General features: G+C 67.7%; 17 protein-coding genes. 10 read left to right on the forward strand and 7 right to left on the reverse strand.

The genetic code is table 11. The features are described 5' to 3' along the window. Positions 1-192: 192 nt before the first annotated feature. A complete protein-coding gene (gene queF, locus VN11_RS19795) occupies positions 193-1,011 on the reverse strand; it encodes an NADPH-dependent 7-cyano-7-deazaguanine reductase QueF (protein ID WP_053450978.1) in 819 nt (272 codons plus the stop codon). A gap of 477 nt (positions 1,012-1,488) precedes the next feature. After that, positions 1,489-2,808: a M20 family metallopeptidase gene (locus VN11_RS19800; protein WP_006473586.1), complete on the reverse strand. Its 1,320-nt coding sequence runs from the start codon at positions 2,806-2,808 to the stop codon at positions 1,489-1,491. 186 nt (positions 2,809-2,994) lie between these two features. On the opposite strand from VN11_RS19800, the gene VN11_RS19805 reads away from it, so the two are divergent. The 9 genes from VN11_RS19805 (at position 2,995) to VN11_RS19845 (ending at position 17,246) form a co-directional block, all read left to right on the forward strand. Then, positions 2,995-4,239 carry an efflux RND transporter periplasmic adaptor subunit gene (locus VN11_RS19805; protein ID WP_053450979.1) on the forward strand — a complete coding sequence of 415 codons (1,245 nt, stop codon included), beginning with the start codon at positions 2,995-2,997 and terminating at the stop codon, positions 4,237-4,239. Positions 4,240-4,313: 74 nt separating this feature from the next. Next, a complete protein-coding gene (locus tag VN11_RS19810) occupies positions 4,314-7,547 on the forward strand; it encodes an efflux RND transporter permease subunit (RefSeq protein WP_053450980.1) in 3,234 nt (1,077 codons plus the stop codon). 31 nt (positions 7,548-7,578) lie between these two features. Further along, positions 7,579-10,701 carry an efflux RND transporter permease subunit gene (locus tag VN11_RS19815; protein ID WP_006473614.1) on the forward strand — a complete coding sequence of 1,041 codons (3,123 nt, stop codon included), beginning with the start codon at positions 7,579-7,581 and terminating at the stop codon, positions 10,699-10,701. 134 nt (positions 10,702-10,835) lie between these two features. Beyond that, positions 10,836-13,013, forward strand: coding sequence for a YccS family putative transporter (gene yccS, locus VN11_RS19820; RefSeq protein WP_053450981.1), 2,178 nt, complete (start codon positions 10,836-10,838; stop codon positions 13,011-13,013). A gap of 143 nt (positions 13,014-13,156) precedes the next feature. Continuing rightward, positions 13,157-13,951 (forward strand): SDR family NAD(P)-dependent oxidoreductase, encoded by a 795-nt coding sequence (locus VN11_RS19825; protein ID WP_053450982.1) that lies wholly within the window; start codon positions 13,157-13,159, stop codon positions 13,949-13,951. Positions 13,952-14,105: 154 nt separating this feature from the next. Further along, complete coding sequence (locus tag VN11_RS19830; protein WP_053450983.1) at positions 14,106-15,995, forward strand: MFS transporter; 1,890 nt, start codon at positions 14,106-14,108, stop codon at positions 15,993-15,995. Positions 15,996-16,176: 181 nt separating this feature from the next. Then, a complete protein-coding gene (locus VN11_RS19835) occupies positions 16,177-16,464 on the forward strand; it encodes a CD225/dispanin family protein (RefSeq protein ID WP_008265497.1) in 288 nt (95 codons plus the stop codon). Between the two features lie 34 nt (positions 16,465-16,498). After that, positions 16,499-16,777, forward strand: coding sequence for a CD225/dispanin family protein (locus tag VN11_RS19840; RefSeq protein ID WP_006473644.1), 279 nt, complete (start codon positions 16,499-16,501; stop codon positions 16,775-16,777). A gap of 43 nt (positions 16,778-16,820) precedes the next feature. Beyond that, positions 16,821-17,246, forward strand: a complete 426-nt coding sequence (locus tag VN11_RS19845) for a DUF2752 domain-containing protein (RefSeq protein ID WP_053450984.1) — start codon at positions 16,821-16,823, stop codon at positions 17,244-17,246. A 491-nt stretch (positions 17,247-17,737) separates the two neighbouring features. Here VN11_RS19845 and ampE read toward each other — a convergent pair whose 3' ends face one another. The 5 genes from ampE to VN11_RS19870 all read right to left on the reverse strand — a co-directional run bounded on the left by ampE (position 17,738) and on the right by VN11_RS19870 (position 21,437). Further along, entirely contained in the window at positions 17,738-18,625 is an 888-nt protein-coding gene (gene ampE, locus VN11_RS19850; RefSeq protein WP_053450985.1) for a regulatory signaling modulator protein AmpE, read from the reverse strand. Positions 18,626-18,758: 133 nt separating this feature from the next. Beyond that, entirely contained in the window at positions 18,759-19,664 is a 906-nt protein-coding gene (nudC, locus tag VN11_RS19855) for an NAD(+) diphosphatase (RefSeq protein ID WP_053450986.1), read from the reverse strand. A 136-nt stretch (positions 19,665-19,800) separates the two neighbouring features. Beyond that, a complete protein-coding gene (gene erpA, locus VN11_RS19860; protein ID WP_049456218.1) occupies positions 19,801-20,193 on the reverse strand; it encodes an iron-sulfur cluster insertion protein ErpA in 393 nt (130 codons plus the stop codon). A 31-nt stretch (positions 20,194-20,224) separates the two neighbouring features. Beyond that, complete coding sequence (locus VN11_RS19865; RefSeq protein WP_053450987.1) at positions 20,225-20,689, reverse strand: bactofilin family protein; 465 nt, start codon at positions 20,687-20,689, stop codon at positions 20,225-20,227. A gap of 4 nt (positions 20,690-20,693) precedes the next feature. Next, positions 20,694-21,437 carry a DUF6776 family protein gene (locus VN11_RS19870; RefSeq protein WP_053450988.1) on the reverse strand — a complete coding sequence of 248 codons (744 nt, stop codon included), beginning with the start codon at positions 21,435-21,437 and terminating at the stop codon, positions 20,694-20,696. A gap of 179 nt (positions 21,438-21,616) precedes the next feature. Between VN11_RS19870 and VN11_RS19875 the strand changes: the two genes are divergently transcribed. Further along, on the forward strand, positions 21,617-22,234 hold the full coding sequence (locus tag VN11_RS19875) for a DUF4126 domain-containing protein (protein ID WP_053450989.1): 618 nt from the start codon (positions 21,617-21,619) through the stop codon (positions 22,232-22,234). Position 22,235: the final 1 nt, after the last annotated feature.

The following is a 22,235-nucleotide window of genomic DNA, read 5'->3' on the forward strand; positions in this document are numbered from 1 at the left end:
ACTCCCGTCTGCATGACTACGTGGTTCGCACGTTGCCATGGAGGTTGTTAAATGGGGATGGTGCAGATGTGAAGCCGCCCCCTGGGGCGGCTGAACAATCGGGAGAGCGGGTGCCTGGTCGTGCCGGCCGCTGGCCGGCCTGCCCTGGATGCGGGTTGCGCGCGGTTGCCGGCCAGCGGCCGGCACTACCGGTTACTGGCGCAGTTCGCGGTAGGTCGCGGCCGGGGTGGCAATGCCGGGACTGGCCCGCCAGGGATTGATGTCCAGGCCACCACGGCGGGTATAGCGCGCTTCCACTTCCAGCCACTCCGGCTGGCAGCGCGTGAACACTTCGCTGAAGATCCGCTCAACGCACTGCTCGTGGAACTCGGCGTGCTCGCGGTAGCTGACCAGATAGCGCAGCAGGCCGGCGCGGTCGATCTTCGGCCCGCGGTAGCGCAGGCTGACCGTGGCCCAGTCCGGCTGGCCGGTGACCGGGCAGTTGGACTTCAGCAGCGCCGAGACCAGGGTCTCTTCCACCACCTGGCCGGCATCAGCGGCAAGGAAGTCCGCCTGCGGGGGGCCATAGCAGTCGATCTCCACCTCCAGCCCGTCGATCGACTCGCCGAGCGGCGTCTCGCGCAGGCCCGGCAGGCCGAACTCCACATGGACCGGCGCACCGGCACAGGCTGAAAGGTCGGCGACGATGCGTGCGCGCAGCGCTTCGGCGGTGTCGATGCGGGTGCTGTTGAGGGAGTTGAGGTACAGCTTGAACGACTTCGATTCGATCAGCCGCGGCGAGGTGCACGGCACCTGCACGGTGGCGACGGCGACCTGCGGCTTGCCGCGCGGGTCGAGCCAGCTCAGTTCGAAGGCATGCCAGCGGTCATGGCCGACGAACGGCAGCGCCGCATCATCGAGGCCGATCTCGGCGCGGGCGCCGCTGCGGGGGATGGGGAACAGCAGGCCGGGATCGTACTGCGACGGGTAACTGACCTCGCGACCGAGGCTGGAATCCTGTGGGGTGTTCATGGGCGTCATTGTATCGCGCCAGAAGCGGGCCTTCGGCCGGGCCGGCCAACGGCGGAGCCCCTCCGTGGTGGTTCAGGGCAGGATCTCGGATCGGCCGGGAGGGTGGGTTGGCTGGGGGCCGCTGCAAGTACGTCCATGTAAGCTCGGTCGCCGCATCCATGCGGCTCACGCCCCCAGCCAACCCACCCTCCCGGCCACGGACAGTTTCCCGCGCCACCGCGGGAAAGATCAGGAAAATCAAAATCAAAAGCCGATGCTTCAGACATTCCGGATGTCTGCCATCCACGCATGGCGTGGATCTACCGGCAAGCCACGGGATCGGGTCTAGAGGAAAGCCCCCTGAGTCAGGGGGCGGCCGCGAAGCGGCGGGGGTCTGGAAGCTGGTAAGGGGGGCCCACGGTTCGCGCAGCGAACTGTGGGAGCGACAGCGCGTATGCGATGTCGCGTACCCAGGGCTGCAAGCCCTGCCGGAAACCCTCAGCCCGCAGGAGTTCCAGCACCGTGCAGGTAATCCAGGCTCACCTGCAGCAACGCCCGCAGCCCAACATCCAGCGCCTTCTCATCCAGCAGGAACTTCGGCGAATGGTTGGCCGGCGCCGTCGCCGGGTCGATGCCCACGCTGGTCGAACCCACGAAGAAGAACATGCCCGGCACTTCCTTCGCGTACAGCGAGAAGTCTTCCGCGCCCATCTGCAGCGGCGGCTCGTACACGTTGTCCTTGCCGACCACCGCCTGCAGGCTCGGCAGCATCTTCGCGGTCAGCGCCGGGTCGTTCACCGTCGCCGGGTTGCCTTCCGACTCGTAGATGTCGGTCACTGCCTTCGCGCCGTGCGCGGCAGCAGTATGCTCGGCCACGTTGCGCAGGTCGGCGAAGATCTGCTGGCGCATGCCTTCGTCGAAGGTGCGGATGGTGCCGACCATCTCCACTTCATCCGGAATGATGTTGTAGCGGATGCCGCCGTTGATCGCGCCGAAAGTCAGCACCGCAGGCTGCTTGGACAGGTTGGCGCGGCGGCTGACAATGGTCTGCGCGGTGCCGACCAGATCGGCGGTGGCCACGATCGGGTCCACGCCATTCCACGGTGCCGAACCGTGCGTCTGGCGGCCGATCACCTTGATCCCGAAGCGGTCCGAGGCGGCCATCAGCGGGCCACCACGCACTGCGATCTGCCCTGCCTGCACGCTGGAGAACACATGCAGGCCGAACACCGCCTCCGGCTTGAAGTCGGCGAACAGTCCTTCCTTCAACATCAGTGCCGCACCGCCCTCTTCCGGTGGCGGTGCGCCTTCCTCGGCCGGCTGGAAGATCAGCATCACCTGGCCCGGCAGGTCCTTCTTCATCGACACCAGCGCTTCGGCCACGCCGAGCAGGGTGGCGGTGTGCGCATCATGGCCGCAGGCATGCATCACGCCCACGGTCTGGCCGCGGTACTGGTCGGTGGCCTTGGAGGCGAACGGCAGGCCGGTCTGCTCGGTCACCGGCAACGCATCCATGTCCGCGCGCAGCGCGATCTTCGGGCCCGGCTTGCCGCCTTCGATGATCGCCACCACGCCGTGATGGGCGATGCCGGTCTTCGGCTTCAGGCCCATCGCACGCAGGCGCTTGGCGACCTCGGCCGAGGTGCGCGCCTCGCGGTTGGACAGCTCCGGGTGCTGGTGGAAATCGCGGCGCCATTCAACCACCCGGGCCTGCAGCCGCTGTGCGGCGGCGGTCACTTCCGGGCGCTGCCCGTCCTGGGCATGGGCAAGCGCCGGCAGGGCCAGCAACAGGGCGGACAACAGCAGCGAACGGCGCATCGCAATCTCCACGGCAAGGGGTTCCAGCTGAATGTAGGGCAACACTGCCGCCACGGGAACCTCCGCGGCTGGATCCGGTCTTAGCGCCCGTCCCATCCGTCATGCAGGAAACGTGATGTGGCACAGGTATGCTTTGCGCATTGCCCCCGGGGTCCCGCCCGGTCCAGCCCTCTTGGAGTCCTCGTAATGTCACGTGTTTGGAAGATCGTGCTGCTGGTCGTGGCGGTACTGGTGCTGGCCGTGGTCGGCCTGCGCGTCGCCGGCGGAGGCAAGGACAAGGCTGGAAAACCCGCTGCGGGCGCGCGCCAGGGCGGCGAAGACCCGGATGCCGGCCCGGTGCCGGTGACCGTGGTCGACGCCACGCGCCAGGACGTGCCGGTGTACGCCAGCGCGCTGGGCACGGTGACGGCGATGAATACTGTCACCGTCAGCCCGCAGGTGGGCGGCCAGCTGATGAGCCTCAATTTCCGCGAAGGCCAGGAAGTGAAGCAGGGTGACGTGCTGGCGGTGATCGATCCGCGCACCGCGCAGGCCAGCTATGACCAGGCGGCGGCGGCCAAGCGCCAGAACGAAGCCCTGCTGGCCACCGCACGCTCCAACTTCCAGCGCTCGAACGCACCCGAGTATCGCCAGTACGTTGCCAAGACCGATCTGGATACACAGCGAAACCAAGTGGCACAGTACGAAAGCGCGGTCGCAGCGAACGAGGCCAGCATGCGCTCGGCACAGGTGCAGCTGCAGTACACCAAGGTCACCGCACCGATCTCCGGCATTGCCGGCATCCGCGCGGTCGACGCCGGCAACGTGGTCAACGCGGGTACCGCGCTGGTCACGCTGACCCAGATCCATCCGATCCACGTGCTGTTCAACCTGCCCGAGCGCCAGCTCGGCGACGTGCGCCAGGCGCAGGCGGCCGGCACGGTGCCGGTGGCCGCGCTGGACCGCGCCGATTCGCACGTGCTTTCCGGCGACGGCAAGCTGGACGTGGTCGACAACCTGATCAGCGCCGACAGCGGCACGTTCAAGGCCCGCGCGATCTTCGACAACACCGACAACGGGCTGTGGCCGGGCCAGTTCGTCAACGTGCGCATGCAGCTGCGTACCATCGGTGGCGGCGTGGTCATCCCGACCCAGGCGGTGCTGCGTGGCCCGGATGGCGAGTACGTCTACATCGTGCAGGGCGACAACACGGTAAAGATGCAGACCGTGCGCAGCGGCGTGGAAGTGGGCGACAGCCAGGTGCAGATCGCCGAAGGCCTGAAGGGTGGCGAGCGCGTGGTCAGCGAAGGCCAGTTCCGCCTGAAGCCGGGCAGCAAGGTCACCGCGTTGAAGCCGGGCGAAACGCCGGCCGCGCCGACCGAGGCCGAACTGAAGGCCGCCGAGCAGAAGAACGGTGGCGGCGGTGGCCGTCGTGGTGGCGGCCCGCGCTGAGCGCAGGCCACTGACCTATCCCGCGCCGGCATCCCCGCCGGCGCTGCCAATGAAGTGCCAGCAAGGATCAGTCCGTGGGCTTTTCGACGATCTTCATCCGCCGCCCCATCGCCACCTCGCTGTTGATGGCGGGGCTGTTGCTGCTGGGCATCCTCGGTTACCGCAAGCTGCCGGTGTCGGCGCTGCCGGAAATCGATGCACCCAGCCTGGTGGTCACCACCCAGTACCCCGGCGCCAACGCCACCACCATGGCTTCGCTGGTCACCACGCCACTGGAGCGCCAGTTCGGGCAGATCTCCGGGCTGGAGCTGATGACCTCCGACTCCTCGGCCGGGTTGTCGACGATCATCCTGCAGTTCTCGATGGACCGCGACATCGACATCGCCGCGCAGGACGTGCAGGCGGCGATCCGCCAGGCCACCCTGCCCTCGTCGCTGCCCTACCAGCCGGTCTACAACCGGGTGAACCCGGCCGACGCGGCCATCGTCACCCTGAAGCTGACGTCTGACACGCGCCCGCTGCGCGACGTCAACAACTACGCCGACTCGATCCTGGCCCAGCGCCTGTCGCAGGTGCAGGGCGTGGGCCTGGTTTCGATCGCCGGCAACGTGCGCCCGGCGGTGCGCATCCAGGTCAACCCGGCGCAGCTGTCGAACATGGGCCTGACCCTGGAACAGCTGCGCAGCGCGCTGACCCAGGCCAATGTCAATGCGCCCAAGGGTTCGTTGAACGGCAAGACCCAGTCCTACAGCATCGGCACCAACGACCAGCTGGCCAGTGCCGCCGAGTACCGCGACACCATCATCAGCTACAAGAACGGCCGCCCGGTGCGGTTGTCCGACGTGGCCGACGTGGTCGATGGCGTGGAGAACGACCAGCTGGCCGCCTGGGCCGATGGCAAGCCCGCGGTACTGCTGGAAGTGCGCCGCCAGCCCGGCGCCAACATCGTGCAGACCGTCGAACGCATCCGCGCGATCCTGCCGCAGCTGCAGGGCGTGCTGCCGGCCGACGTGCACCTGGAGATCTTCAACGACCGCACCGAGACCATCCGCGCGTCGGTGCATGAAGTGCAGTTCACCCTGATCCTGACCATCGGCCTGGTGGTGGCGGTGATCTTCGTGTTCCTGCGCCGGTTGTGGGCCACGATCATCCCGTCGGTGGCGGTGCCGCTGTCACTGGCCGGCACTTTCGCGGTGATGGCCTTTGCCGGCATGTCGCTGGACAACCTTTCGCTGATGGCGCTGGTGGTGGCCACCGGCTTCGTGGTCGACGATGCGATCGTGATGATCGAGAACATCGTGCGCTACATCGAGCAGGGCAAGAGTGGCAAGGAGGCGGCCGAAATCGGTGCGCGCCAGATCGGCTTCACCGTGCTGTCGCTGACCGTCTCGCTGGTGGCGGTGTTCCTGCCGCTGCTGCTGATGCCTGGCGTCACCGGCCGCCTGTTCCATGAGTTCGCGTGGGTGCTGAGCATCGCCGTGGTGCTGTCGATGCTGATCTCGCTGACGCTCACCCCGATGATGTGCGCCTACCTGCTCAAGCCCGATGCCCTGCCCGAGGGCGAGGACGCGCATGAGCGCGCAGCGGCGGCCGGCAAGCAGAACCTGTGGACACGCACCGTCGGCCTGTACGAGCACAGCCTGGACTGGGTGCTGGGCCACCAGCGCCTGACCCTGGCCGTGGCCGGCGGCGCGCTGGTGCTGACCGTGCTGCTGTACGTGCTGATTCCCAAGGGCCTGCTGCCCGAGCAGGACACCGGCCTGATCACCGGCGTGGTGCAGGCCGACCAGAACATCGCCTTCCCGCAGATGGAGCAGCGCACCAAGCAGGTCGCAGAAGCACTGCGTCAGGACCCGGACGTCACCGGCGTTTCTGCATTCATCGGTGCCGGCAGCATGAACCCCACGCTCAACCAGGGCCAGCTGTCGATCGTGCTGAAGGAGCGCAGCCAGCGCGACGGCCTGGACGAGATCCTGCCACGCCTGCAGAAGGCAGTGGCAGGCATTCCGGGCGTGGCGCTGTACCTGAAGCCGGTGCAGGACGTGACCCTGGATACCCGCGTGGCTGCCACCGAGTACCAGTACTCGCTGTCGGACGTGGATTCGGCGACGGTGGCCACCCAGGCCACGCGCCTGACCGAAGCGCTGCGCCAGCGCCCGGAACTGGCCGACGTCGACAACAACCTGTCCAACCAGGGCCGCGCGCTTGAGCTGAACATCGACCGCGACAAGGCCAGCGTACTGGGCGTACCGATGCAGACCATCGATGACACGCTCTACGATGCGTTCGGCCAGCGCCAGATCTCGACCATCTTCACCGAGCTCAACCAGTACCGCGTGGTGCTGGAAGTGGCACCGGAGTTCCGCACCAGCACCGCGCTGATGCAGCAGCTGGCCGTGGCCTCCAACGGCGCCGGCGCACTGACCGGCACCAATGCCACCAGCTTCGGCCAGGTCACCTCGTCCAATTCGTCCACCGCCACCGGCATCGGCGCGCAGAACACCGGCATCACTGTCGGCGCCGGCAACATCATCCCGCTGTCGGCCTTGGCCGAGGGCAAGGTGAGTAGCGCACCGCTGGTGGTCAGCCACCAGCAGCAGCTGCCGGCGGTGACGGTCTCGTTCAACGTGGCGCCGGGCTATTCGCTGTCCGAGGCCGTGCGTGCAATCCAGGAGACCAAGGACAGCCTGGACATGCCGACCCACCTGCATGCCGAGTTCATCGGCAAGGCCGCCGAGTTCACCGGCAGCCAGACCGATGTGGTGTGGCTGCTGCTGGCCTCGCTGGTGGTGATCTACATCGTGCTGGGCGTGCTCTATGAGAGCTACATCCACCCGATCACGATCATCTCCACCCTGCCGCCGGCCGGTGTCGGTGCGCTGCTGGCGCTGATGCTGTGCGGCCTGAGCCTGTCGGTGGATGGCATCGTCGGCATCGTGCTGCTGATCGGCATCGTCAAGAAGAACGGCATCATGATGGTCGACTTCGCGATCGAGGCGCGCCGCGCCGGCGCCAACGCGCATGAAGCGATCCGTCGCGCCTGCCTGCTGCGCTTCCGCCCGATCATGATGACCACCGCCGCCGCCATGCTTGGCGCGCTGCCGCTGGCGCTGGGCACCGGCATCGGCTCGGAACTGCGCCGCCCGCTGGGCATCGCCATCGTCGGCGGCCTGCTGCTGTCGCAGCTGGTCACGCTTTACACCACGCCGGTGATCTACCTGTACATGGAGCGCTTCTCCGAGTGGCTGGCCCGCCGCCGCGAACAGCGTGCGCTGCGCAACGGTTCGCTGCAGGAGCCGCAGGCATGATCCACGCCCCGCTGCTGCGGGGGGCCGCACGATGAACCTGTCCGGCCCCTTCATCCGCCGCCCGATCGGCACCGCGCTGCTGGCCATCGGCCTGTTCATGGTCGGCCTGATCTGCTACCTGCGCCTGGGTGTGTCGGCACTGCCGAACATCGAGATCCCGGTGATCTTCGTGCACGCCAGCCAGTCCGGCGCCGATGCAGCCACCATGGCGACCACGGTCACCGCACCGCTGGAGCGCCACCTGGGCCAGCTGCCGGGCATCGACCGCATGCGCTCGTCGAGCTCGGAAGGCAGCTCGCTGGTGTTCATGATCTTCCAGAGCGGTCACAACATCGATTCGGCGGCGCTGGACGTACAGACCGCGATCAACTCGGCGCAGGCCGACCTGCCCTCGGGCATGGGCTCGCCGATGTACCAGAAGGCGAATCCGAACGATGACCCGGTGATCGCCATCGCGCTGACCTCGCAGACGCAGTCGGCCGACGAGCTGTACAACGTCGCTGACTCACTGCTGGCGCAGCGCATCCGCCAGATCAGCGGCGTCGCCTCGGTCGACATCGCCGGTGCCTCGACGCCGGCCGTGCGCGTGGACGTCAACCTGCGCCTGATGAACGCCCTCGGCCTGACCGCCGACGACCTGCGCAACGCCGTGCGCGCGGCCAATGTGACCTCGCCCACCGGCTTCCTCAGCGATGGCAACACCACCACCGCGATCATCGCCAACGATTCGGTGGCGCGTGCCGCCGACTTCGCCGACCTGGTGGTCAAGACCCAGGGCGATGGCCGGGTGATCCGCCTGAAGGACATCGCCAACGTCTACGACGGCCAGCAGGACGCCTACCAGGCGGCCTGGTTCGACCACAAGCCGGCGGTGGTGATGTACGTGTTCACCCGTGCCGGCGCCAACATCGTGGAGACCGTGGACCGGGTCAAGGCGCAGATCCCGACCCTGCGCGACTACCTGCAGCCGGGCACCACGATGACGCCGTACTTCGACCGTACGCCGACCATCCGTTCCTCGCTGCATGAAGTGCAGATCACCCTGCTGATCAGCCTGGCGATGGTGGTGCTGACCATGGCGCTGTTCCTGCGCCGGCTGGCACCGACGCTGATCGCCGCGGTGACCGTGCCGCTGTCGCTGGCGGGTGCCGCGCTGGTGATGTACGTGATGGGCTTCACCCTGAACAACCTGAGCCTGCTGGCGCTGGTGATCGCGATCGGCTTCGTGGTCGACGATGCCATCGTGGTGATCGAGAACATCATGCGCCACCTCGACGAGGGCATGCCGCGCATGCAGGCGGCGCTGACCGGGGCCCGCGAGATTGGCTTCACCATCGTCTCGATCACCGCCTCGCTGGTGGCGGTGTTCATCCCGCTGCTGTTCGCCAGCGGCATGATGGGCGCGTTCTTCCGCGAATTCACCGTCACCCTGGTGGCGGCCATCGTGGTCTCGATGATCGTCTCGCTGACGCTGACCCCGGCGCTGTGCAGCCGCTTCCTCAGCGCGCACGACCACGCGGCGCCGCCGTCGCGCTTCGGCCGCTGGCTCGATGCCGGCCACGAGCGCATGCTGCGCATCTACACCGTGTTCCTCGACTTCTCGCTGCGCCACGCGCTGCTGATGTCGTTGACCCCGTTGATCCTGATCGGCGTCACCGTGTTCCTGTTCGGTGCAGTGAAAAAGGGTGCGTTCCCGCCGCAGGACACCGGCCTGATCTGGGGCCGCGCCAACTCCAGCGCCACCGTCTCCTTCGAGGACATGGTCGCCCGCCAGCGCCGCATCACCGACATGCTGATGGCCGACCCGGCGGTGAAGACCGTGGGCGTACGCCTGGGCAGCGGCCGCCAGGGCTCCAGCGCGCAGTTCAACATCGAGCTGAAATCGCGCAGCGACGGCCGCCGCGAAACCACCGCGCATGCACTGGCGCGGTTGAGTGCCAAGGCCGACCGCTACCCGGACCTGCAGCTGCGCCTGCGCGCGATCCAGGATCTTCCCAGCAACGATGGCGGTGGCTCCAGCCAGGGCGCGCAGTACCGCATTTCGCTGCAGGGCAACGACCTGGCTGCACTGCAGGAATGGCTGCCCAAGCTTCAGGCGGAATTGAAGAAGAACCCGAAACTGCGTGACGTCGGCACCGATGTCGACAACGCCGGGCTGCGCCAGAACATCCAGATCGACCGCGCCAAGGCCGCGCGCCTGGGCATCACCGTCGGCGCCATCGATGGCGCGCTGTACGGAGCCTTCGGCCAGCGCCAGATCTCGACCATCTACTCGGACATCAACCAGTACAGCGTGGTGGTCAACGCCCTGCCCTCGCAGACCGCCACGCCGGCGGCGCTGGATGAGGTGTACGTGCGGGCGCGCAACGGCGACATGGTGCCGATCACCGCGGTCGCCACCCAGATTCCGGGGCTGGCACCGTCGCAGATCACCCATGAAAACCAGTACACGACGATGGACCTCAGCTACAACCTGGCTCCGGACGTGAGCATGGGCGAGGCCAAGGCGATCATCGATGCGACCGTGGCCGGCATGCGCATGCCGGGCGACATCCGCCTGGCCGATGATGCGGGCTTCGGGTTCAACTCCGACCCCAGCGACATGCTGATCCTGGTGCTGGCGGCGATCCTCACCGTGTACCTGGTGCTGGGCATGCTCTACGAGAGCTTGATCCACCCGGTCACCATCCTGTCCACGCTGCCGGCGGCGGGCGTGGGTGCGCTGCTGGCCTTGTTCGGCACCAACACCGAGCTGTCGGTGATCTCGATGATCGCGCTGGTGCTGCTGATCGGCATCGTCAAGAAGAACGCGATCATGATGATCGACTTCGCGCTGGTAGCACAGCGCGAGCACGGGCTGGCGCCGCGCGACGCCGCCCGCGAGGCCAGCATCGTGCGCTTCCGCCCGATCATGATGACCACCATGGTGGCGATCCTGGCGGCGGTGCCGCTGGCGATCGGCCTCGGCGAAGGCTCCGAGCTGCGCCGCCCGCTGGGCATCGCGATGATCGGCGGCCTGCTGTTCTCGCAGAGCCTGACCCTGCTCAGCACGCCGGCGCTGTACGTGATCTTCTCGTGCCTGGCCGAACGCTGGCGGGCGCGTCGCGCACGCAAGCGCGAGGCGAAGCTGCTCAAGCGAGCGCAGCGGGCCTAGCTCGGTAGAGCCGGCCACTGGCCGGCTTCCCCGGCGCATCTGCCGGCCAGCGGCCGGCACTACCGTGGTGGTCCGCACTGCATATTTCACGCGCAGCCCGCAATAATGGTGGCAGATCCTTCCACCGAGCCTGCATGTCCGCCCGACAATCCCGTCTCAGCCGCCTGTGGGCCCACGAGAAGGCCAGTTACGGCCTGCGGGTGTTCATCGCCCTCACGGCAGCGGTGGCCGCGTGCTGGCAGCTGGATGCGCTGACCGCCCTGCCCGGCGTTTTCCTGGGCATCATCGCCAGCGCCATCGCCGAGACCGATGACAACTGGTGGGGCCGGACCAAGGCCGTGCTGCTGTCACTGCTGTGCTTCTGCATCGCCGCGGCATCGGTGATCTGGCTGTTCCCGTGGCCGTGGGTCTTCATCGGCGCGCTGGCGCTGTCCACCTTCGGCCTGACCCTGCTCGGTGCGCTCGGCGAGCGCTATGCGTCCATTGCCCAGGCCACGGTGACGCTGGCGATCTACACCATGATCGGCCTGGAGCAGCATGGTGCCAGCGACCTGCACAGCGCACTGGACGCCGTCAGCCACCTGCTGGCCGGTGCGGTCTGGTACGGCCTGCTGTCGATCCTGTGGACCGCGCTGTTCGCCAATCGGCCGGTGCGCGAGCGCGTGGCACGGCTGTACCTGGAACTGGGCCGCTACCTGCAGTTGAAAGCCGCCCTGTTCGAACCGGTGCGCGAGGCCGACCTGCAGCGACGCCAGCTCGACCTGGCCGAGCAGAACCGGCGCGTAGTCGGCGCGCTGAACGAGGCGAAGACGGCGATCCTGGCGCGCTTCGGCCGTTCCGGCCGGCCCGGCGTCAACTCTGGCTTGTACCTGCGCCTGTACTACATGGCGCAGGATTTCCACGAACGCGCCAGTTCTTCGCATTACCCGTATGGCGCGCTGGTAGATGCCTTCTTCCACAGCGACGTGCTGTACCGCTGCCAGCGCCTGCTCGATCTGCAGGGCCAGGCGTGCGCGCGGCTGGGCGAGGCGATCCGCCTGCGCCGCCCGTTCGTGTATGGCGAGAACAACCAGCAGGCCGGGCGCGACCTGGCCGATGCGCTGGCCTACCTGCGTGACCAGCAGCGGCCACAGTGGCAGCGCCTGCTCGGTTCGCTGGACCTGCTGGTGCACAACCTGCGCAGCATCGAGCGCCGCCTGCTGGATGCCGAGCGCTCCGAAGCCAGCCTGGACAACGTCGATACCCGCCTGCGCGACAGCAACCCTCACACCCTGCGCGAGATGGGCGTGCGCATCCGCCAGCAGCTCACGCCCGGCTCGGTGCTGTTCCGCCATGGCCTGCGCATGGCACTGGCACTGATCGCCGGCTTCGCGGCGATCCGCCTGTTCAATGCGCAGAACGGTTCATGGGTGCTGCTGACCATCGTGTTCGTGTGCCGGCCCAACTTCGGCGCCACCCGCCAACGCCTGGCTCAGCGCATCGTCGGCACGCTCGCCGGGCTGGTACTGACCTGGGCACTGCTGCAGCTGTTCCCGCAGTTGCACGTGCAGCTGCTGATCGCATTGTTGTCGGCACTGCTGTTCTTCTTCACCCGCACCGACCGCTACCTGGTGGCGTCGGCAGCCATCACGGTGATGGCACTGACCTGCTTCAACCTGATCGGCGATGGCTTCGTGCTGATCGTGCCGCGCATGGTCGACACCGTGCTGGGCTGTGCGATCGCAGCGGCGGCGGCGTTCCTGATCCTGCCCGACTGGCAGGGCCGCCAGCTGCATCTCGTACTGGCGCGCGTGCTGGACACCGCCGCACGTTACCTGGACTCGGTGCTGGGCCAGTACCGCAGCGGCATGCGCGACGACCTCGCCTACCGCATCGCCCGCCGCGACATGCACAACGCCGACGCGGCGCTGTCCACCGCGCTGTCGAACATGCTGCGTGAGCCCGGCCACGTGCGCCGCAACCTGGACGCCGGCTTCCACTTCCTGGCCCTGTCCAACACCCTGCTCGGCCACCTGTCGGCCCTGGGCGCACATCGCGACCAGGTGGACAGCTATGCCGGCGATCCGCTGGCATTGGCCGCCGGTGATCGCGTGCGCAAGGCACTGCAGCAGCTGGCGACGGCGCTGACCGCACGGCAGCCGGTCGCGGAGGACGACAACGATGCGGATCGCGCGGTCGCCGCCGAGCTGGAGCAGATCGACGAGGCGATGCCACCGAAGCTGCAGCTGATCCGCACGCAGATGGCGCTGGTGCTGCGCCTGCTGCCGAAGGTACGGGCGGCGGCCAATGAAGCGGTGACCAGCCTGACCTGATCCCTCACCGCTGAATCGGGCATGCCATCCACGCATGGCGTGGATCCACCGCGCCGCGTGCAACAACGCGTTGCGCCCTGCGCTGCATCCCGATCACGCCGCCGGATCGATACTGGGGCATCCCCCCTGCCCTGGATGTCCCCATGAAAATCGAACTCAGCGGCCACACCGCACTGGTCACCGCTTCCACCGCCGGCATCGGCCTGGCGATCGCACAGGGCCTGGCCGCGGCCGGGGCCACGGTGGTCCTCAACGGCCGCAGTGCCGACAGCATTGAACGCGCACGCCAGCACCTGCTCTCCACGGTACCGGGTGCCCATGTGCTTGGTGTCGCGGCTGACCTCTCGGATGCGGCCGGTGCCGAAACGCTGCTGGCCGGCCTGCCCAAGGTCGACATCCTGGTCAACAACGCCGGCATCTTCGGCCCTCAGGACTTCTTCGAGACCGACGACGCCACCTGGGAGCGCTACTGGCAGACCAACGTGATGTCCGGCGTACGCCTGTCGCGTGCGCTGCTGCCGGCGATGGTCGATGCCGGCTGGGGCCGCGTGCTGTTCATCTCCTCCGAGTCGGCGCGCAACATTCCGGCCGACATGATCCACTACGGGGTCAGCAAGACCGCGCAGCTGTCGCTGTCACGCGGCCTGGCCAAACGCGTGGCCGGCAGTGGCGTCACCGTCAATGCCGTGCTTCCAGGGCCGACGCTCTCTGACGGTTTCGCCGCGATGTTTGAAGATGAACGCCAGCGCAGCGGCAAGCCGCTGGAGCAGATCGGCCGCGAGTTCGTGATGGAGCATCGCCCGTCCTCGGTGATCCAGCGTGCCGCCACGGTCGAGGAAGTGGCCAACATGGTGGTGTACCTGGCCTCGCCGCAGGCCTCGGCCACCTCCGGCGCGGCGCTTCGCGTGGATGGCGGCGTGGTCGACGACATCGTCTGAGTCAGCCGGCAGGTGTGCGGACCAACGGTCCGCACCCACAGGTCCGCACCCACCGTCGTCGGGCTTCAGTAGATCCACGCCATGCGTGGATGCATCCGGCCATGGTCCCGGTGGATGGGCAGGAATGCTAGGCTGCGCCGGTCAAGGAGGCTCCATGTCCGGTCACAACCAGTTCGCCCTGCTGCGCCAGCGCCGTTTCCTGCCGTTCTTCGTGGTACAGGCGCTCGGTGCATTCAATGACAACGTCTACCGGCAGGCGATCATCAGCATGTTGCTGTTCATGGCCGTGCCGGAGGAGGAACTGGGGCTGTACGCCACGCTGGCGCCAGCCATCTTCATCCTGCCGTACTTCCTGTTCTCGGCACTGGCCGGGCAGATTGCCGACAAGCTGGAAAAATCGCGGCTGATCGTGATCACCACCACCATGGAAATCGTGATCATGTCGCTGGCCGCCACCGGCTTCCTGACCCAGAGCCTGCCGGTGCTGCTGATCGCGCTGTTCTGCACCGGCATGCAGTCGACCCTGTTCGGCCCGGTGAAGTACTCGGTACTGCCGTCGGTGCTCAAGCCCGAGGAATTGACCGGTGGCAACGGCCTGGTCGAGATGGGCACGTCGATGTCGATCCTGTCCGGCATGATCGTCGGCGGACTGGTATTCACCGTTGCCGGCAGCCACGGCACGGTGGTGGCGGCGTGCGCGATCATCGGCCTGGCCATCTGCGGCAACATCGCCGCGCGGCTGATTCCCAAGGTCGACGCCGGCGACCCGAACCTGAAGATCAACTGGAACCCGCTGCCGGAATCGCTGGCGGTGCTGCGCATGGCGCGCCAGCAGAAGGCGGTGCGCAACGCGATCCTGGGCGTGTCCTGGTTCTGGTTCGTCGGTACCGTGCTGACCTCGCAGCTGCCGGCCTACGCGGTGACCAATCTCGGCGGCGAGCCGACCCTGTACATCTTCGCCCTCGCCCTGTTCTCGGTCGGCACCGGCGTCGGCTCACTGCTGTGCGAAAAGCTGTCGGCACGCACGGTGGAAATCGGCCTGGTGCCGCTGGGTGCGTTCGGCATGACCGCGTTCCTGCTTGATCTGTACTTCGCCCGCAGCGGCGAGGCCGCCGTGCACGGGCTGGCCATCGGGCCGTTCCTGCAGCAGCCCGGCAGCCTCCGCATCGTCATCGACCTGATCGGCATCGGCCTGTTCACCGGCATCTTCGTGGTGCCGCTGTTCGCGCTGATCCAGAGCCGCACGCCGAAGGCACAGATGTCACGCGTGTTCGCCGCGCTGAACATCCAGAATTCCGGGTTCATCGTCGGCGCGGCCCTGCTGTCGCTGGCCGCGCACAAGCTGCTGCACTGGACCATTCCGCAGCAGTTCCTGGCACTGGCCATTGCCAACGCGCTGGTGGCGATCTATATCTTCACCATCGTCCCCGAATTCCTGATGCGCTTCCTCAGCTGGGTGATGGTGCGCACCCTGTACCGGCTGCGCCCGCACGGCATCGAGGCCAACGTGCCCGACGAAGGCGCCGCGCTGCTGGTCTGCAACCATGTCAGCTACATGGACGCGCTGATCCTGTCGGCGACGATCCCGCGCCCGGTGCGCTTCGTCATGTACTACAAAATCTTCAACATCCCGGTGATGCGCTGGATCTTCCGCACCGCCAAGGCCATCCCGATCGCCGGGGCGCGCGAAGACCCGGCATTGATGCAGCGCGCGTTCGACGAGATCGATGCCGCGCTGGCTGAGGGCGAGCTGGTCTGCATCTTCCCGGAAGGCGCACTGACCAGGGACGGCACGATGGCGCCGTTCAAGTCCGGCGTCGAGAAGATCCTCGAACGGCGGCCGGTGCCGGTGGTGCCGATGGCGCTGCGTGGCATGTGGTCGAGCATGTGGAGCCGCCGCGACAGCCGCCTCGGGCGCATGCGCGTGCCGCGCCGCTTCCGCGCCACCGTCGAGGTGGTGGCGGCTCCGGCCGTGGACGGCCACGGCACCGATGCCCCTGCGCTGGAAGCCCGGGTGCGCGCCCTGCGTGGGGATCACGCCTGACCGGAACGGCCCGCCAGGCGGGCCCGGCGACCTCCCCGCATACGCCACCGTCCAGTGGGGAGCACGTCATGGCGTGCATGTAAACGCATACATGCAACGCCGGTTGCGGTAGATTACGCACCCACAGGGGGGAGGTCCGGCCGATGCATCATGGCCGGCCACCAAGGAATGGAGTCTCGCTTTGAATCAACCACCACCGCTCAGCCGTCCGGTCTACATCCCCAACCATCTGGTCTGGGCGATCCTGACGACGCTGTTCTGCTGCCTGCCGTTGGGCGTGGTGTCGATCGTCTACGCTTCCCAGGTCGATGGCCGCCGCGCGGCCGGCGACCTGCCGGGGGCGTATAGCGCGTCGCGCAAGGCGGGCTGGTGGGCGGTGGCTTCGGCCGTGACCCTGCCGGTCCTGTTGCTGTTGTGGTTCGGGCTGTTCGGCGGCTTGGCCGTACTGGGCGCTCTTTCCGACCAATGATTCACAACCACCACCCATCAAGGAGCTTGAACCCATGAACACCGCTACTCCGCAGGTCCCGAACAACCTGGTCTGGGCCATCCTGACCACCCTGTTCTGCTGTCTGCCGGCCGGCATCGTCTCGATCGTCTACGCCGCACAGGTCAACGGCAAGCTGGCTGCGGGCGACATCGCCGGCGCCCAGGATTCGGCCGCCAAGGCCAAGAAGTGGGCCATCTGGTCGGCCATTGCCTGGGTCGTGGTGGTCGTGCTGTACGTGCTGTTCTTCGTTGTGCTCGGCGGCATGGGCGCGATGAGCAACAGCGGCTACTGATACGCCTGGACGGATCCGGCGCCTGCGCCGGATCCGTTGTTGCATGTCCGCGCTTCCCGCCCGTTCCCGACTCGCCCGCTGGGCGCCGCTGCTGGTCTCCGCCGGCCTGGCCGTGGGTGCCACGGTGGTGCTGCGCAACGTCAATCCGTATGTCGCCGGCAATCCCTTGCCGAGCTGCCCGCTGTACGCGCTGACCGGCCTGTACTGCCCGGGCTGTGGCAGCACGCGCTGCCTGTATTCGCTGGTCCATTTCGACCTTCCGGGCGCGATGGCGATGAACCCGCTGCTGGTCATCAGCCTGCCGTTCCTGTTGCTGATGCTGCTGAACATCGCCGGCATTCGCCCGCGCGTGCTCGACCCGCTGATGCGGGTACTGGCCAATCCCGTGTTCTGGCTCTGGGTGCTGCCCGGGTATGCGCTGCTGCGCAACCTGCCGTGGCCGCCGTTCACCGCGCTGGCACCGATCTAGGTTTCCAGCCAACGGCGCAGCCCCTCGTGGTGGGCAGCGTTTGTCGATCATGGGGTTGGCCGGATGGGTGGGCTGCGCAGGGGTCGCTGCAAGTACCTCAATGTAAGCTCGGTCGCCGCATCCATGCGGCTCACGCCCCTGCGCAGCCCACCCACCCGGCCGCGGACAGTTTCCGTGTGCGTCCACCACGGAAAAGAAAGAGAAGATCAAAAGCGGAAGCGGATCGCTTCGCTCCGCATCCACGCATGGCGTGGATCTACCGTGTCGACCAAGGTCGACACCTACCAACAGCCGCCGGAATCTGTCGGGGGTGGGGCGGTGTGGGGCTGCAGGACCGTTGGCGCCATGGATGGCGCCATCGAGCCCCCAGGGACGGGTTTACGGCGTGTCCTGCAGTCCCACACCGCCCCGCCCAAGCCTCAGCAACCCAGAGCCGCTTTGGCTGCGGCTTTGGCCTCTGCAGGTGCAGGGCTGCAAGCCCTGCAATACAACTACGTCACCCAGCCTGCAATCACCAGCAGGGCCAGGATCGCCAGCCACAGCAGCAGCATTCGCCACACCAGGCTCATCGCATCACGCAGGTCCGGCAGCCGTTGCCACACCGGCAGCAGTCCCGCCTCGGTGTAGTCGTGCGCATCCTCGCGCAGCTCGGCATTGACGCTGGCACGCGCCACCGCTCCGAGGAAACCGATGTTCCCGGCCAGGCGCTCGCCATGGGCCTGGCGCCAGGCCTTCCACGCCGTATCGAAGTTGCCCACCAGCGCCATCGAGAACGCCATCAGCTGCGCCACCGGCCACTCGATCCAGCCTAGCAGGCGCTGCGCCAGCGCCAGCGGTTCCACCGGCACGCGGGCGCGCATCGGGCTTTCGGCCATCAGCGCCAGCAGCCTGTAACCCAGCGCACCGGCCGGGCCCAGCAGCAGGAACCAGAACAACACCGCGAACCAGCGCCGCAGCGCATTGAGCACCGTTGCTTCGACCAGTGACGGCACGTCCTCGCGCAGGCTGCCACCGGCCGTCTGCAGGTTGCGCACCGCCGCCTGCCGCGTCGCGGCATCGTCGGCGTCGATGATCGCTTCGATATCGCGGTCCAGGTCGCGCGGCCCCCAGCACCATGCCAGCACCACCACGCCCAGCAGCAGCGACGGCAGGCCGAACAGCACCCCGCGCAGCAGCCAGGCCAGCAGGGCCATCAGCAGCAGCGGCGGCAGCAGGGCCAGGGCCACGCCTGCGGGGCTCTGCCAGGCCTTGCCACCCCGGGCATCCAGCCAACCCAGCCAGCGCCGGAAGCCGTCGAAACGGCGCAGCGAGGCAGCAGCGGCCGGGGCGACATGGCCCAGGGCCAGCGCCACCAGCACGGCAGCCAGAGTGGTGAACATGGCGGGTCTCCCTACGAAACAGAACGCTCGCGCCGCTACCTTACCTGTCGCAGCGGCGCCCTCAGCGGTGAACCGGACTCTAACCCGGGCCGTGTTCAGGTGGCGGCAATACAGCCGCCGCGCCCGACCCGCTTCAACCCTTCTGCTGGCGGTACCAGTGCTCGATCAGGCCGCGCGAAATCGAGATCGGCGGCGACACGCGGATGCCCTGGCCATCGTCCTCGACATCACGTGCCAGCGCCGCGCCCACCTCGTCGGCACTGAACCAGCGCGCATCTTCCAGTTCACCGTCCACGGTCGGCAGATCATCCTGCGCCTGTGCACGGAAACCGATCATCAGCGCCCCCGGGAACGGCCAGGGCTGCGAGCCGAGGTACTGGCAGGCGTTCACCCGCACCTTGCTCTCCTCGTGCACCTCGCGCACCACGGTCTGCTCGAAGGTCTCGCCGGGCTCGACGAAGCCGGCCAGCACCGAGTAGCGGCGCGGCGCCCAGTTCGACTGCCGGCCCAGCAGCAGCCGGCCCTGGTTCTCCACCGCCACGATCACCGCCGGATCCACCCGCGGGTAATGCTCGGTGGAGCACTGCGCGCAGCGGCCGACGAAGCCGCCACGGGCGAACGCCACGGCACCGCCGCACACGCCGCAGAAGCGGGTACGCGAGTGCCAGTAGGACATGCCGCGGGCATAGCTGAAGGCGGTCGCATCGGCCATCGACCACAGCAGCGCGGCCTGGCGCAGGTCGAGGCGGCGTGGTGCGGTAATGGTCACGCTGCCGGCTTCAACTGAAAACCACGCCTGCTCGCCACGCAGGCCGAGGAAGATCGCGGCACCGGGGCCACCGCCGATGTCGGCGCCGGTCAGAGCCAGTGGCTGATCGTCATCGCCGGTGAAGGCGCTGCCGTCCTGATCAAGCACGAGGATGCGCGCGCCCGGCCACAGGCGCGCCAGTGCATCGGCATCGTCGCGCAGGGCATCGGCGCGCTCCAGCGGTTCGCCCACGAAGGCGAAACCGGAAAGCGGCGAAGAAGTATTGGGCATCCGGCAAGCGTGCCGCCAATCGATGCAGGTGGCAAGCCGCAGGCTTTGCGGAAACCAGCGGTGGGTGTGGAGCCTGCTCCACACACCTTGTCGCGCAGGGGACGGGCCCCGCGCATCCACGCATGGCGTGAATCTACTACATGCTGAAACTGCTGCCGCAGCCGCAGGTGGTCTTCGCGTTCGGATTGCGGATCACGAACTGGGCACCGGTCAGGCTTTCGGTGTAGTCCACCTCGGCACCCATCAGGTACTGCAGGCTCAGCGGATCGACCAGCAGCGTCACGCCGCTGGTCTGTACCGCCAGATCGTCCTCGGCACGGTTCTCGTCGAACTCGAAGCCATACTGGAAGCCCGAACAGCCGCCACCTTCGATGTACACGCGCAGGGCCAGGTCGGGGTTGCCCTCTTCCTGGATCAGGGATCTGACCTTGGCGGCCGCCGACTCGGTGAAGTTCAGCGGTCGCTCCAGCGACTGGTAATCGGGCGCGGCGGCCGGGGTGGCGCCGGGCAGGGAGACTAGCGTGCTCATGCCGTCAGCATGGGGGTGCCGAGGAGGGCTTTCAAGCCATCGCCTCGGCCAGCTTGCGGCGCGCGGCGGTGTCGCCCTTGCCGGCATCGGCGTCGTCGACCTCCGGGGCCGGCAGGGCCGCCATCGGGGCGCTGGCATGGATCAGGCGGCCGTTCAGCTGGGCGCCCGCATTCATCTCCACCACCTGGTAATGGACATTGCCGTTGACCCGCGCGCTCGGGGTCAGTTCGACCTTCTCGGTGGCGTGCACGTCGCCGTCCAGGCGGCCGCTGATGACCACCACCTGGGCACGGATCTCACCCTCGATCACGCCATGCTCGGCGACCGTCAAGGTGGCACCACTGGCGCCTTCGGCGGCAATCACCTTGCCGTGGATGCGGCCTTCCACGTACAGGCCACCACTGAATTCCACATCACCGCGGATCACCACCTGGTTGCCGATCAGGGCATCCACCACCAGCTGGCCATCACGGTTGGATTTGCTGTTTCCGAACATCTGCCTACTCCCCTTTGCTGGCCGGCGCGCCGGCCTGTTTCCAGTCGAATACCTGGGTGGTACCCCCCGTACCACTCCCCAATGTCACCCGCACGCGTTGCGGGGTGAAGTCAGCCGGCAGCATCACGCTGCCGGTGATCTGCTGGAAGTACCGGAACGAGTAATCCTGTCCCGGTACCTTGCTGCGCTGGTGCAGATCATCCCAGCTGATCGTGGCCAGCTTGCCGTTCTTCACGCCTTCCACGGTGAAACGCATCTGCCCCTGGCTGATGGCACCGCGGTTGAGGTTCTGGGTCAGCACGGCGGTGTACTGCCAGGTGCCGGCCGCTTCCGGGCTGAACTCGATCGAATGGGTGTTCAGGCCCTTGCGCTGGCTGGTTGAACCGACCAGGCGCTCATAGAAGGCGACGTCGGCGCGCAGGCCGGCGATCTCCTCATCGCGCTCGGCCAGCGAGGATTGCACCTCGGTGTTGGCGGCGCGGCTGATGCGGTCGGAGGCTTCCAGGGTGGCCTGCTTCTGGCGCAGCTCGGTCAGCTGCGCCAGAAGCGTCTCGGCGTGCTTCTCGGCGGCCTGCAGGCGTTGGCCCTGCGCATCGCGCGGGGTCGCCATCCAGCAGCCACCAAGCACCGCCAGCACCAGGCTGAGCAGCCAGATGCCGCCGATCACCAGAAGGCGGCGACGATCGACCGGCGGTTGCGGCGCGCCGGGCAGGCGCACCTGCACGCGCATGGGAGGACGGTTGTTCATGGGTGGATTCCGGGGCATCGCGAGGGCGACACCGGTACGGCCCCTGTGGCAAACGACGGGCTAGTGTATGACAGGACGGGTGGGTTTCCTGCGCAGTGGCCGGCCGCGGTCTGTGGCGTTCAGGCACGCCATCGTCGATAGTGAGGCCCCCCGCACAGTTCCGTCGCCGGAGCATCGCCATGACCGAAGCCCACCTGTTCGTGATCGGCATCCTGCTGGCCTGGCTGGCCGGCATCCGCGTCTACCTCACCGTGTTCGGCGTCGGCGTGGCCGGCCTGCTCGGCTGGGTCGACCTGCCACCGGCGCTGCAGGCCACCGAATCGTGGTGGGTGCTGGGCACCTCGGCGGCGCTGGCAGTGACCGAATTCTTCGCCGACAAGATCCCCGGCGTGGACTCGGCGTGGGATCTGGTGCAGACCCTGGCACGCGTGCCCGCCGGTGCCTTCCTTGCCGCCGCCACGTTGTCGCCGGACGGCCAGCTGGGGACCGGCGCACTCGCCGCCGGTGCCGGTGTCGCGCTGGCCAGCCATGGCCTGAAGGCCGGCACCCGCGCCCTGCTCAATACCTCACCGGAACCGGCCAGCAACTGGGTGGCGTCGGCCGCCGAGGACACCGTGGTGATCGGCGGCCTGGCGCTGGCCCTGGCGCACCCCTGGATCGCGCTGGTGGTGGTGCTGGCCTGCAGCCTCGCTGGCGCGCTGCTGGTCTGGCTGGTCTGGCGCACCTTGTGGAAAGGCGTGCGTTGGCTGGCACGCGGCGCGGCGACGGACAGCCCGCGGCAGCCCGGCACCGGTTGAT

Source organism: Stenotrophomonas maltophilia (assembly GCF_001274595.1).
Classification (GTDB): domain Bacteria; phylum Pseudomonadota; class Gammaproteobacteria; order Xanthomonadales; family Xanthomonadaceae; genus Stenotrophomonas; species Stenotrophomonas forensis.